Raw genomic sequence first — 13,755 nt, forward strand, 5'->3', positions numbered from 1 at the left:
GTCAGTCGTATCCTGAATATAAGTGATACTAAGCTACTTTTAAACTTTAACCGGAAAAACGCGGTTTAACATACTAACAATCAATTTTATTCAATTTCTTGTTAACCAATAATATTTAGAAAATTCTGGGCTTTATAAAGCCTTTTTGGGGCAAACTTAATGTTGCCTTTCTTTTAGGTGAATTTTACTCCAACCTTTAAAAATTCTTCTTTTTTTACAATAAATAATGTAAAAATCAAAAAGCCCTTCTCATGGGGCTATTACAGAGATTGTAAGTGAGAAGCAGTTTATCAGAGATCAAAAGTCACATCAAATAATTAGGGTGCTAAAAATGGATAATAAAGGAGGCGTGCAGCAATTAGAGGTGGATGAAAATCATACCCAGCAAAGGATTGATAATTTTCTCTTCAGTCAATTAAAAGGAGTCCCTAAGTCGCGGATTTATAAGGCTTTGCGAAAGGGGGAGGTCCGGGTAAATAAAAAAAGGGTGAAGCCGGAATATAAGCTGCAGTTGGGGGACATTCTTCGTCTGCCGCCTTTTCGAACACCCATGAAGGATGAGAACAAACCAGCCGTTCCGGGTACCAGACTGTCCGAACTCATTAAGACACAAATTATGATGGAAGATAATGACCTGATCATTCTCAATAAACCCGCCGGCATTGCAGTTCATGGAGGGAGCGGCATCAGTTTTGGTGTGATTGAAATATTGCGCGCGCTCAACCCTAGAGCCAAGTTTTTAGAACTTGTGCACCGTTTAGACAGAGACACCTCGGGTTGTTTGCTGATTGCTAAGAAAAGTAGCGTGCTAAAAGAAATCCACTCCTTATTAATTGCAAGAGAAGTCACTAAAACCTATTGGCTATTAGTTGCGGGTAAATGTGATTTTAAAGAAGAGACAGTGGAGGCTCCTCTGCAAAAAAATATTCTTAAATCTGGCGAAAGAATTGTGGTGGTTGATGAGGAGGGTAAATCGGCTAAGACAATTTTTAAATGTATAAAGCACATCGGTAACTTGTCTCTCCTTGAAGCGAAGCCTGTAACAGGTAGAACCCATCAAATTAGAGTGCATGCTGCCTATCTTGGTCATCCCATTGTCGGGGATGACAAATATGGCGATCATGAGGTAAATAAGGAGTGCAGACGACAGGGGATCAATCAGCTTTGTTTGCATTCTTCTTCAATTGAATTCTACTTACAAAGTAAGGAAAGGAAAGTTGCTATTTGTGCGCTTCTGAAAGAACCTTGGGTAGAGCATTTATAGTCAAACTACCTGGAACCCCTCTTTTTCCAGCATGCCTACTAAGGCAATAATGGGCATGCCTACCAGGGTGGTTGGATCTTTGCCGCACAATTCTTCCATTAAGGCAATGCCGAGGCCTTCTAATTTGATACTGCCAGCACATTGGTAAGGTTTTTCTTTGCGTAGATAGTTTTCAATGGTTTCAGGGGATAAGGTTTTATATTTGACTCGGTACTCCTCAATGGCGCTCTGGGTAGTTGAAGTGTCAGTGTTAAATAAGCAGAGTCCGGTATAAAAAGTAATGACTTGACCACTGGCTCGGGTCAACATTTTGACCGCATTTTCGTGGCTATGGGGTTTGCCGACAATTTCATTATCGATCACTGCCACTTGGTCGCTCCCTATAACAAGGGCATTAGGGAATTTTTCATGATGGACCTTGGCCTTGGTAATGGCGAGTCTTGTAACTAGTTGCTGGGGTGACTCATTTTGCAATTGAGTTTCATCAATATCCGGAGCAATAATTTTAAAGGTAAGGCCTAATCTTTCAAGAAGTGCTTTACGGGCAGGAGAGCTGGAGCTTAATACTAATTCTTTCATACTTAAAAAGAATCCCGCAGTTTCTACCGCGGGATTTCCTCTATTATTGACTTGTGCCAGGAGTGCTGGTGGTTCCTGAGCTGGCGCCGGGTATTCCGGTGGTGGTGCCGCCGAGGCCAGTTGGACCCGTTGTACCAGTCGTTCTCGTAGTGCTACCGCCTGGAGTGGTGGTAGCCGGAGTGGTCGTACCGGTAGAAGGTGTTGTTATGCCTGTAGTACCGGTTGTTGGAGAAATGGTGCCTGTGGTACTAGGAGAAGTAGTGGTACCGCTTGTTGTGCCGGTTGTACTAGGAGTATTCAATCCACCGGGTGTGCCTGTTGTGGAAGGAGAAGTGATAACCGGAGGAGTCGTCCCTGAGCCTGTTACCCCGCCACTTGTCGACGGTGTCATTGGTCCAGTAGTAGTGCTTGGTGTGGTCACTGTGGTGGTGGTCCCCGTTACTGGGGCAGAAGTAACCGTTGAAGGAGAAGTTATCGTCATTGGCTGTGCCGGCACCACTTCAGCAACGAAATGACTTATACCCACTCCAGAAGGAGAATTGTTGCGATTAATCAACATCGTTATAAGCAGGCTCTGCTTAATCAACTTGGTTTCATTCTCGTAAGTTGCCAGCACAGGCACTACCACTTTCCAGGTGTAAACCCCGTTTTTAATGCCTTTATTGACAATGGCGGGTTTAGCAGTGGTGGTTGCAGAGGCTACCAATTTCTTGCTTTCGACCACTTTTAAATTATTAGATTTATCTAAAGCATTCATGAAAGCCGTCCAGCCTGGGCCGGTGAAATATTGTTGATTCATTTGCATTTGTTTATTGTAATTTTTAAAGTCATAACTATAAGCTGACTTAGCGGCATCGGTTGCGTAGGTCAACACTGCACTGTCAGACATATTAGGCTCAGTGAGAGGAGCGTTGACGTTGGATGTAACAGTGTCTGTGGGTGCCAATATGGTTGGAGGAGACGTCATCCCTGTGGGTTTATCTGCTACCATTGCGGTGGGTTGTTGTTCAGGATTACTCGCTACTGCATTAGTCGCCATTCCTGCTGCATAGGCTACACTAAAAGAACACGCTGAAAAAGTAGCTATAAATAAAGTAGTTAGCGCGAGAGCAGTAGGCTTAGATTTGTTTTTCTGTGACTTTTGACATGATGTCATTCTATAAATCCTCCGTAATTTAAACTGTGGGTTGATTATAACAATTTTTTCCCCTTTGACACCTTAATTTCATAAAGATACTATTGTGCACTTATGGCTAATGCAATGCTACCAAAACAGATCGATCCGATTCAATTGGCTGATACTAAAAAGTCCTTAAAAGGGGAGCTTCCTCTTTCTGAAATGGATCGGTTGAAGGATTTGATTTACGGGAACGCTGGGACAGTCTTAATTGATTTTAAGTTTGGCCGCGATATCCTTAAATTTCCTTATGTACGGGGTAGTATTAAAACGGGGTTTGAAGTAATTTGCCAACGATGCAATTCGCCAATGTCGCTGACATTGAATATTGCTGTGGAGGTAAGTCCAATTCGCAATGATGAAGAAGCGGAACTCTTACCCAAGAATTATGATCCATTATTATTAGCCGGTGATACTGTAGAGCTAATGCCGATGGTAGAAGAAGAAATATTGCTCAGTATCCCCCTTGTGCCAAAGCATTCGCTTAATGAATGCAATGTTAAATCCTCGACATTCGTTGAATGTAAGGATGAAAAGGATAAAAAAAATCCTTTTGATGAGTTAAAGAAATTATTACGGGAGTAAATCATGGCTGTACAAAAAAGTCGAAAATCACGTTCAAAAAGGGGCATGCGTCGCGCGCATGATTCATTAACCACCCCAGCTTTATCGATTGATCAAACCACAGGGGCAACCCACCTTAGGCATCATCTAACCGCTGACGGTCATTATAAAGGGCGACAAGTTATTGTTGTTAATGAAGTAGTGGAAGAAGAATAGGTTGAGTCTTAAGACAATTGCAATTGATGCAATGGGCGGCGACTTTGGTCCAAAAGTCACCGTACCGGCGTCAATTTTGACATTAAAGAAGCATCCTGAATTAAGATTAATTCTGGTAGGTGATGAACCTTCTGTCCGTAAAGAATTGCAACTTCTATCTAATGATGAGAAAAGCTGGCTCAGCAGGCTTGAAATTATTCATAGTACTGAACAAGTCGCTATGGATGAATTGCCTTCGAGTGCTCTTCGGACAAAAAAAGACTCGTCTATGCGGGTTGCGATTAATCAAATTAAAGAGGGAGCGGCGCAAGCCTGCGTGAGTGCCGGTAATACGGGTGCTCTTATGGCAATTGCACGTTTTGTTTTGAAGACATTACCCGGGGTGGATCGTCCTGCAATTATCACTTCACTGCCTACCATTCAGCAAAATAAAGAAGTTAGGGTATTAGATCTCGGAGCCAATGTTGATTCCGGGCCTAATCATCTATTTCAGTTTGCAGTGATGGGTTCTGTCCTCGTCGCCGCCTTAGATAATATCAAGCATCCTAAAGTAGCATTGTTAAATATTGGTCAGGAAGAAATGAAGGGCAATGATCTGGTTAAAAATGCGGCGCAGCTGCTATCTGAAAGCCAGGTAGTTAATTATATTGGATACATTGAAAGCAATGACATTTTTTCAGGCAAGGCAGACGTAGTAGTGTGTGATGGCTTTGTAGGTAATATAGCTTTGAAGACGCTTGAAGGCACTGCAAATCTATTCGCCAATTATATGAAAGAGGCTTTTAAACGTAATTGGTTCAACCGGCTGTCAGCATTATTTGCCCACTCTGCTTTGAACTATGTCAAAACATCAATGGATCCCGGACGAAGAAATGGCGCGAGTTTGATTGGATTACAGGGAATTGTCATAAAAAGCCACGGCAGTGCAAAAACATATGCTTTTGCCAACGCTATTGAAGAAGCTGTTCACGAAGTAGAAAACAATATCCCCCAATTAATTCGTCAAGAAGTAGGAACTCGGTTAAAGGAAATAGAATTACGATGAAACGCTCCCGTATCGCTGGCACTGGTGGCTATCTTCCAGAAAAAGTATTGAGTAACAGCAATCTTGAGCAGATGGTTGATACATCTGACCAATGGATTTTAGAAAGAACAGGTATTAGTAATAGGCATATCATGGCTGACCATGAAACTACTTCAAGTATGGCAGAGAATGCTGCTAGAAAGGCGTTTGAAGTTGCAGGGTTGAATCCAGAAGATGTCGAACTCATCCTGGTAGCGACCGCAACACCTGACCGGACTTTTCCTAGTACGGCTTGTATATTGCAAAATAGGCTAGGGGCGTTTGGTTGTCCTGCTTTAGATGTTGGCGCCGCATGCGCTGGATTTATTTATGGTTTAAGTATTGCAGATCAATATATCAAAAATGGCGTAGTAAAGAACGCTCTAGTGATTGGTGCTGAATCATTATCACGAATAGTTGACTGGACCGATCGGTCGACGTGCGTATTATTTGGCGATGGGGCGGGTGCTGTAGTTTTAGAAGCGACCGATGAGCCCGGCATTTTATCGACACACATACATGCCAATGGGTATTATAATGATCTCTTATATGCCGGAAACCGTATTGGAGAGCTCAAAGAGCCTGCTTATATAAAGATGCAAGGTAATGAGGTGTTCAAAATAGCGGTCAAAACGCTGGGTGATATTGTAGATGAAACCCTAGCGTATAATAATATCGACCAATCTGAAATTGATTGGCTGATACCTCATCAGGCTAACCTCCGAATTATCACTGCGACAGCCAAAAAACTCAATTTGCCGATGGAAAGGGTTATTTTAACCGTTCAAGATCATGGCAATACCTCTGCTGCATCGATTCCTCTAGCGCTTGATAAAGGCGTGCGTGATAAACGCATCAAACGTGGTGAAATGATTCTGCTGGAAGCATTTGGTGCGGGACTGACTTGGGGGTCAGCTTTAATTAAGTATTAGTATTATCCCTCCACCATATTCCAATTATCCTTGCTTACTGATATAGGAGATTAATAATGATATTAGATGGAAAAGTAGTGCTTGTTACGGGTGCCAATCGAGGTATAGGAAGCGCTATAGCGACCAAACTGGGTGAAGAGGGGGCGACCGTAATTGGTACCGCTACTTCTCAAGCGGGGGTTGATGCTATTAATGTCAGGTTTCAGCAGTTAGGCCTCAAGGGCGAGGGTAAAATTTTAGATATCAATCAACTAGCCGAGGTTGAGGAAGTTTTAGCTAGTATTGCTACAAAATATGGTCCTCCCGCTATATTGGTTAATAATGCAGCAATTACGCGCGATAATTTATTTCTGCGAATGAAACAGGAGGAATGGAATGATGTGCTTAATACTAATTTAACCTCTGTATTTCATTTAACTAAGCTGCTTTTAAAAAATATGCTTAAAGCCAGATGGGGTCGCATAATAAACATCGGCTCTGTAGTTGGAACGACGGGGAATGCAGGTCAAACTAATTATGCGGCGGCGAAGGCAGCGTTGATAGGATTTTCTAAGTCGCTGGCACAAGAGATAGCTTCGCGTAATATCACTGTCAATGTAATCGCCCCCGGTTTTATCGACACGGATATGACGCGTGGGCTGCCAGACGAGCATAAACAACACTTATTAAGTACCATCCCTATGCATCGTCTAGGGAAACCAGAAGAGATTGCTGCTGTAGCTTCTTTCCTAGCTTCCGATCAAGCTGCCTACATTACTGGGCAAACCCTTCACGTGAATGGTGGTATGTACATGGCTTAAGTTTATTCAAAAACAGGTATTTGTTTTTGGAGTGAAATTAAGATATTTTATTGCAAGTTTAATTTTTTGACATAAACTTGATGGTCATTGAGCGTAGCCTTGTAAGCATTGATTCGCAGCGCTTCCTCAAAGACTACATTAATCTTTTATTTAGAGGGACTGAAAATGGTAGACAAAGAGAAAATTGCTACACGCGTTAAAAAAATTGTCGTTGAGCAATTAAGTTTAGATAAAGACCCAGCGAATGATGCTTCATTTGTAGATGATTTAGGGGCTGATTCTTTAGACACAGTCGAATTAGTTATGGCATTAGAAGAAGAGTTTGGCATGGAAATTCCTGATGAGGATGCTGAAAAAATAACCACCATACAACAAGCGATCGAGTATATTGAATCTAACCTTAGAGAAGCCGTTTAATTAGTATAGAGTGACACCTAAGGGGACATAAATTGGCGAAGAGACGTGTAGTTGTTACGGGTATGGGAATGATTACCCCCTTAGGACTAACTGTTAAAGAAACATGGGAAGGCATTACCGCAGGTAAAAGCGGTATTCGTCTGATCAAACATTTTGATGCTTCAGAATCCCCCGTTAAATTTTGTGGTAATGTCGAAAATTTCGATGCCACGCAGTTTATGAATCCTAAAGATGTGCGTCGTTTAGATACCTTTATCCACTATGGCGTAGCTGCAGCAAAACAGGCAATTGAAGATTCCCATTTAGATTTCGATACCGAAGATTTAGATCGTATCGGTATTGCTATTGGGTCGGGTATTGGCGGATTACCTATCATTGAAAGAAACTGCCAGATATTAGAAGATTCTGGTCCCCGCAAAATTTCGCCCTTCTTTATTCCCGGCACTATCATTAATATGGTCGCGGGATATGTTTCCATTATGTACGGGCTTAAAGGGCCTAATATTGCCATCGTTACTGCTTGTACCACGGGCACTCATAATATTGGTCATGCAGCAAGAATGATTACTTATGGTGATGCTGATGTAATGGTAACTGGGGGGACGGAAATGGCCACCTCATTGTTGAGCATTAGCGGATTTGCTTCTTCACGGGCATTATCTACGCGTAATGACGATCCTGAGAGAGCAAGTCGTCCTTGGGATAAAGACAGAGATGGTTTTGTGTTAGGCGAGGGAGCAGGCGTACTCATTCTTGAAGAATACGAACATGCTAAAAAGCGCGGTGCCACCATTTATGCAGAGTTGATTGGTTTTGGCATGAGTGCTGATGCCTACCATATGACTGCACCCGAAGAAGATGGTAAAGGTTTTGTTAGCTCAATGATCAACACTTTACATGATGCCAAAATTGCGCCGGAACAAGTGGATTATATTAATGCTCACGGCACTTCAACGCCTGTGGGAGATGTTATCGAAGCCTTAGCAATTAAAAAAGCATTCGGTGCCCACGCCTATAATCTTGGCGTAAGTTCAACTAAGTCTATGACAGGTCATTTATTGGGAGCAGCAGGCGCAGTTGAGGCGATTATCTCTATCTTAGCGATGCGTGATCAAGTGGCTCCCCCTACCATTAACTTGGATAATCCTGATGAAGGATGCGATTTGAATTTTATACCTAAAACGGCTCAAGAAATGAAAATCAACATAGTACTATCCAATTCTTTTGGCTTTGGGGGTACAAATGGCAGTCTATTATTTAAACGGGTAGAGTAAACGAATATAGAAAATGTTTTTATTACGAAGGCTTTTTTATCTCCTCCTTCTAATAGGCTGTTTGATTTTAATCAGTTTTGCCTTCCTCTGGAAAAATTTCGTTTACACTCCGCTCTCCTTATCTAAAAGTGAAATTATCTACGTCGCCCCCGGTAGCTCTATTTTTTCCGTAGCCAATATGTTGGATTCTAAAGGAATATTGCAACGCCCAAAGATGCTTATTTTTTTCGCCCATTTACTCCACCAAGAAAAGAAGCTTAAGGCAGGAGAATATAAAGTTGATCCAGGTACTACCCCTAAAGAACTTTTGTCAAAAATAGTTCAAGGAAAAGTGCTGCTACGTCATTTCACCATAGTAGAGGGTTGGACATTAAAGCAAGTGTATGCAGCTATTAACGGTAATCAATATCTTTCTCATACGATTAATCAGTTAATGCCTATCGAAATCTCTAAGAAAATAGGGTTTAACGGTGAAAATTTTGAGGGCTATCTCTATCCAGACACGTATCTCTTCGCGCGCGGTGTGGCAGATGTGATCATAATAAAAAAAGCCTTTTTAAGTATGCAAAAAAACTTAACCAAACTTTGGCCAACCAGAGCTCAAGGCTTACCCTATAATGATCCCTATTCTGCCTTGATTGTGGCCTCGTTAATTGAAAAAGAAACTGCCCAGCCGAGCGAAAGAAGCAAGGTTGCAGGTGTGATTGTGCGACGTTTGCAGAAAAAAATGTTATTACAAATTGATGCTGCAGTGATCTATGGTTTGGGCAGTGATTATACCGGTAAAATCACTTGGGAAGATTTGAAAAAAGACACGCCTTTTAATACCTATCTACATCCAGGATTACCCCCAACACCGATTGCTATGCCGAGTCTACCCTCTATCATTGCCGCCTTACATCCGGAAGCCGGTACTGCGTTGTTTTATGTGGGGCGTGGAGATGGTACACATGAATTCACGGTCAGTCTTGATCAACACCACGCTGCTATTCGAAAATACCATGTTGGTCACCTTGCGCCTGATGATAATGATTCGAAGCTTCCGCTCAGGAAAGATTACATTCCCTGGTTTGGTGAGCTGAATGGCTATCAGCTGAATCTATTGTTAGGGCTACCAAGCGAAACTGGGAAAGTAAATGACAGCGAAAACTAAAAGCATCTTTATCACCCTTGAAGGAATTGAGGGAGTCGGCAAAAGTACTGCATTGCAGTTTTTGGAGAAATTTTTCCAAGAACAGAATCTAGACTATGTCTTGACTCGAGAGCCTGGTGGTACTGAAATTGCGGAATCCATTCGCCAGCTAATTCTTGAACACCATACAGAATCTATGGCTTCTGATACGGAGTTATTGCTCATGTTTGCTAGTCGGGCGCAACATATTGCCAAAGTCATCAAACCCGCCTTAGCTGCTTCAAAAATTGTTCTAAGCGATCGTTTCACGGATGCCACTTATGCTTACCAAGGCGGGGGGAGAGGAATCAGTTTCGATCGCATCGCCACGTTAGAGAGCTGGGTCCAAGGTCATCTTCAACCTGATCTCACTATTTTGTTGGATGCACCTATTGAAGTGGGTTTAAATAGAATTCTTTCTCGCGGCGCCAAAGATCGCATTGAGCAAGAAAAAATCGAATTCTTTCATCGCGTGCGTGAGGCGTATCTTCAGCGTGCGGAACAGTTCGGCGCGCGATTCAAAATCATTGATGCCACGCAAACCATCGCTAAAGTGCAAGCCGAATTGCGCACAACTATTTCTCATTATATTTCTGTGTAATTGTTACACTAAGATAAAGCGCCCCTTTTTGGAGACATTATTTGAATACTTTTCCGTGGTTAATGCAATCTTGGCAGCACAGCATTGCCTATAAAAAGAATGGTCGATTACCGCCCGGTATGTTATTCACGGGTCCTGAAGGCATTGGCAAATTAGCTTTTGCTAAAGAATATGCTCAATTTATTTTATGTACGAGTAACGATGAAAATGTTTGCAAGCAGTGTCGTGCTTGCATTCTCTTTGGAGCGGGAAATCATCCGGATTATTTTTTGATTGAAGGCGAAGAGAAAAATGCTGCAATCAAGATTGATCAAATTAGAAACCTTATTGAATCCCTGGCCCAAACTCCTCTTTTAAGTGACTTCCAAGTGGGTATTATTTCGTTAGCCGAAAATATGAATAAGGCAGCAGCAAATGCCTTATTAAAAACATTAGAAGAACCAAGAGGAAATGTGGTTCTACTTTTATTGAGTAATAAACCAAGTGCCATCCCTGCAACAATACGAAGTCGCTGTCAAAATATAAAATTGCCTCTGCCCAGTAAAGCAGAGGCGGAGCAGTGGTTGGCTAGCCAGGTAGAATCGAAGATCTTAATTCAACGCTGTTTGTCACTGGCCGATAATTTACCGTTGAAGGCTTTAGCATATGCAAACACAGGGCAAGATCAAGTGGGTGAAACTTTAATAACCTATCTTAAGCAAATTCAGAGCGGAGAGGTTGACCCTATTAAAATTGCTGCTGAGTGTACGGCACTTACTGAGAATGCATTACAATTTCTTATTACCTTTATCGCTGATATGATTCGCATTAAGTTTTCGGCTAAAGCTTTCTTAAATCATCATGATAAAATATCGTCTCTGACAGAACTTGGTAATAAAATATCTATAAAAAGATTGTTTCATTTTTTAGAAAAAATTTTAGAGGCAAACAAATTGTTGTCAAACCGAAACAATGTGAATTTGCAATTATTAATGGAAAAAATATTTATAAATTGGCGGTATATCAATGAAATTAGTTGACTCTCATTGCCATCTTGATTGTTTAGATTTGTCTAACGATGATGATAACTTAGCACCTGTTTTAGAACGGGCGAACTCATTAGGGGTTGAACATTTTCTTTGTGTTTGTATCACTCAAAATGATTTTGAAAAAATGCGCGATAAAGTAAAAAATTTTCCTAATGTTTATTTAAGTATTGGTACCCATCCAAATGAAGTGGTCACCCACGAACCCACTGTTGAGGAAATGATAGGTTTAGCACAATTACCTGGAGTTATTGCTATAGGGGAAACCGGCCTTGATTATTTTAGAACAGCAGAAAATACTGAATGGCAGCTGACCCGCTTTAGAAATCATATTCAAGTTGCTAAAGAAACTAAAAAACCCCTCATTGTGCATTCACGTGCAGCGAGAGAAGATACCCTGCGCATAATTAGAGAAGAGCAGGCCAGTGACATAGGCGGCGTATTACATTGTTTTACTGAGAATTGGGAAATGGCCAAGCAGGCGATTGATCTCAATTTTTATATTTCTTTTTCGGGCATAATCACTTTTCAAAATGCAAAAGAATTATGTGATGTTGTAAAGCAAGTGCCGCTTGACCGACTATTAATCGAAACTGATTCCCCTTATCTAGCGCCAGTTCCATTTCGAGGCAAATCAAATGAACCTGGCTATGTGCGTTATGTGGCTGAAAAAATTGCTGAAATTAAGAATGAATCCCTGGAGACAATTGCAGCAATTACCAGCGCAAACTTTTTTAAATTATTTGCAGAGGCTCATCAACAATGAGGAACTTCACACTAAAGTTCAATACTTACTACCGCTTAGGGTGGCTAGAATATGTGATACTTTTTGTTGTGTTATTTTTGAGTTTTTACTTAGGCATGAGTACGTATGGGATAGAGAATGTTAATGAAGGGTTATATGCAGAAATACCAAGGGAAATGCTACAACTAGGTAATTATGTTATTCCAAAGCTTAATTTTCTTCCTTATATTGAAAAACCGCCACTTTTTTATTGGCTGATTGCATTAAGTTACAAGATTTTTGGCATATCAACTTGGAGTGCAAGAGTGGTGCCTGCTACTTCAGCCGCCTTAATCTGCTTAAGTTTAGTCTATTTTGGTCATGTCCTCAGACGTAATAGAGAAGGGTGGTTGGCAGCGATCATCCTTGCAACCAGTATCGGTTTTGTTGCTACTGCGCGGGTTCTAATTCTAGATATGGCTTTGACCTTATTTTTCACCCTTGCTCTGTTTTCTTTTTACTCATGGTATAAGAGTAATCGTGTCGGCTATCTGCGTATATTTTATGTATTTTTTGCATTAGCCTTTTTAACAAAGGGCATGCTCGCTTTACTTATTCCTCTCATTGGAATGTTATTTCTTTTATCCATGCAAGTATCTTCCAAAAAAATGTTGGCCTGCCTTGACGTGGTTGGTATCTCACTTTTAGGAGCGATAATTATTCCATGGCACTACTTAGCAATGCACCAACAAGCTGGATTTATCTGGGACTATTTTGTTAATGAACAAGTGTTCCGATTTCTGGGGGAGCGTACACCCAATGATTATCATACCGGACCTATTTATTTTTATATTCCGAATATTTTGCTCTACCTGTTTCCTTGGAGTCTATTATCTTTTTTACTTCTCAAACCCGATAAGCATCTCGAAAAATCTCTGTACCGTTTTTTATGGGTATGGTTTACGTTACCACTAATTTTTTTCTCATTAGCTAAGGCGAAAGGTGATTATTACATGGTAGTCGCAACACCTGCATTGGCGCTGCTATTGAGTTTTAAAATTAATGAGATATTTACGACAAAAAATAAAACCTTTATCTATTTTTTTGCATTTCTAGGGTTTTTCGAAATCACGGTTTTTGGTTTACTTTATAGTGCTACTGTGCAAAATAAAATTGGCGTTTATTTGCCTGATCTTTGGCGATTAGATTTATTTTTAGCGCACTCCCTCTATATTTTATTTGTGAGCGCAACGATTGTCACCTTTGCCGGACTATTGCTCTGCATTAAATATAACAAGAAGCCCTTACTCCATTTTTTAGCAATTATTTGTCTTATATTCTTTATCGTCGCTTTTTATGTGATCAATAAACAAAAAATTGGCTATCGTTTATCAGAAAAAAGCTTAGCTAACTTCATTAGTCAGCACGATCCTAATCGTCCAACTTATCTTTATCAAGATTATGAAAAAATTTCTTCGATTGTGTTTTATCTTCAAAAGAGACTGCCTCTAATTGATAGCCAAAGCAAAGATCTTGAATACGGTATGCGTAAGCTTTCTTCAGAAGATTGGTTTTTCTCTTTGAATAATTTTTTAAATACTAAGGATAAAGAAACGCATTATGTTATCGCTCGAAAAGATAGACTAATGGAGTTTTTACACGCTGTCACACCGCATGAATATTGTATTCTTGCGCAGAGTGGTTCCAGTGTATTGTTAAGCAATAAACTTGAGGAATGTGAGGCTCAATAATCCAAATGTATTTCCATGTAGCTCCGCGGAATGCATTTCTACGAGCCTCGCGATATTTATTTCTACGTAGCCTCGCGATATTTATTTCTACTAGCCTCGCATATATATTTCTACTAGCCTCGCATATATATTTCTACGTCGTCCCGCGACTTGATCGCGGGATCCAGGTTCGAGGCTGGATCCCGCGATCAAGTCGC

The 13,755-nt window shown here is 40.9% G+C and carries 15 protein-coding genes; 13 read left to right on the plus strand and 2 right to left on the minus strand.

Annotated features, from left to right (window positions below):
• Positions 1-331: 331 nt before the first annotated feature.
• Complete coding sequence (locus H0U71_07215) at positions 332-1,264, plus strand: RluA family pseudouridine synthase (GenBank protein ID MBA2654838.1); 933 nt, start codon at positions 332-334, stop codon at positions 1,262-1,264.
• Here the strand turns inward: H0U71_07215 and maf are convergent, their stop codons facing one another.
• Both maf and H0U71_07225 read right to left on the minus strand, forming a co-directional pair.
• A complete protein-coding gene (gene maf / locus H0U71_07220) occupies positions 1,265-1,843 on the minus strand; it encodes a septum formation inhibitor Maf (GenBank protein MBA2654839.1) in 579 nt (192 codons plus the stop codon). It lies immediately after the preceding gene.
• Positions 1,844-1,886: 43 nt separating this feature from the next.
• Positions 1,887-2,999: a DotI/IcmL/TraM family protein gene (locus tag H0U71_07225; GenBank protein ID MBA2654840.1), complete on the minus strand. Its 1,113-nt coding sequence runs from the start codon at positions 2,997-2,999 to the stop codon at positions 1,887-1,889.
• 105 nt (positions 3,000-3,104) lie between these two features.
• Between H0U71_07225 and H0U71_07230 the strand changes: the two genes are divergently transcribed.
• From H0U71_07230 to H0U71_07285, 12 genes are all read left to right on the plus strand, one after another.
• Positions 3,105-3,605 (plus strand): DUF177 domain-containing protein, encoded by a 501-nt coding sequence (locus tag H0U71_07230; protein MBA2654841.1) that lies wholly within the window; start codon positions 3,105-3,107, stop codon positions 3,603-3,605.
• 3 nt (positions 3,606-3,608) lie between these two features.
• On the plus strand, positions 3,609-3,800 hold the full coding sequence (gene rpmF, locus H0U71_07235; GenBank protein ID MBA2654842.1) for a 50S ribosomal protein L32: 192 nt from the start codon (positions 3,609-3,611) through the stop codon (positions 3,798-3,800).
• Between the two features lies 1 nt (position 3,801).
• Positions 3,802-4,845, plus strand: a complete 1,044-nt coding sequence (plsX, locus tag H0U71_07240; protein ID MBA2654843.1) for a phosphate acyltransferase PlsX — start codon at positions 3,802-3,804, stop codon at positions 4,843-4,845.
• Positions 4,842-5,795, plus strand: a complete 954-nt coding sequence (locus tag H0U71_07245; GenBank protein MBA2654844.1) for a ketoacyl-ACP synthase III — start codon at positions 4,842-4,844, stop codon at positions 5,793-5,795. The genes plsX and H0U71_07245 overlap by 4 nt, the downstream gene beginning before the upstream one ends.
• A gap of 53 nt (positions 5,796-5,848) precedes the next feature.
• Complete coding sequence (fabG, locus tag H0U71_07250; GenBank protein ID MBA2654845.1) at positions 5,849-6,595, plus strand: 3-oxoacyl-ACP reductase FabG; 747 nt, start codon at positions 5,849-5,851, stop codon at positions 6,593-6,595.
• Between the two features lie 165 nt (positions 6,596-6,760).
• The gene (gene acpP / locus H0U71_07255; protein MBA2654846.1) at positions 6,761-7,012 is read left to right on the plus strand and encodes an acyl carrier protein; all 252 of its coding nucleotides are present in this window, start codon (positions 6,761-6,763) and stop codon (positions 7,010-7,012) included.
• Positions 7,013-7,044: 32 nt separating this feature from the next.
• Positions 7,045-8,286, plus strand: a complete 1,242-nt coding sequence (gene fabF / locus H0U71_07260) for a beta-ketoacyl-ACP synthase II (protein MBA2654847.1) — start codon at positions 7,045-7,047, stop codon at positions 8,284-8,286.
• Between the two features lie 13 nt (positions 8,287-8,299).
• A complete protein-coding gene (mltG, locus tag H0U71_07265; protein MBA2654848.1) occupies positions 8,300-9,439 on the plus strand; it encodes an endolytic transglycosylase MltG in 1,140 nt (379 codons plus the stop codon).
• Entirely contained in the window at positions 9,423-10,058 is a 636-nt protein-coding gene (locus H0U71_07270) for a dTMP kinase (protein MBA2654849.1), read from the plus strand. Before mltG ends, H0U71_07270 begins: the two co-directional genes overlap by 17 nt.
• Before the next feature lie 41 nt (positions 10,059-10,099).
• Positions 10,100-11,077: a DNA polymerase III subunit delta' gene (locus tag H0U71_07275; protein ID MBA2654850.1), complete on the plus strand. Its 978-nt coding sequence runs from the start codon at positions 10,100-10,102 to the stop codon at positions 11,075-11,077.
• Positions 11,064-11,849, plus strand: coding sequence for a TatD family hydrolase (locus tag H0U71_07280; GenBank protein MBA2654851.1), 786 nt, complete (start codon positions 11,064-11,066; stop codon positions 11,847-11,849). Before H0U71_07275 ends, H0U71_07280 begins: the two co-directional genes overlap by 14 nt.
• On the plus strand, positions 11,846-13,558 hold the full coding sequence (locus H0U71_07285) for a glycosyltransferase family 39 protein (GenBank protein ID MBA2654852.1): 1,713 nt from the start codon (positions 11,846-11,848) through the stop codon (positions 13,556-13,558). The genes H0U71_07280 and H0U71_07285 overlap by 4 nt, the downstream gene beginning before the upstream one ends.
• Positions 13,559-13,755: the final 197 nt, after the last annotated feature.

The organism is Gammaproteobacteria bacterium, from assembly GCA_013697705.1.
Taxonomy (GTDB): domain Bacteria; phylum Pseudomonadota; class Gammaproteobacteria; order UBA6002; family UBA6002; genus UBA6002.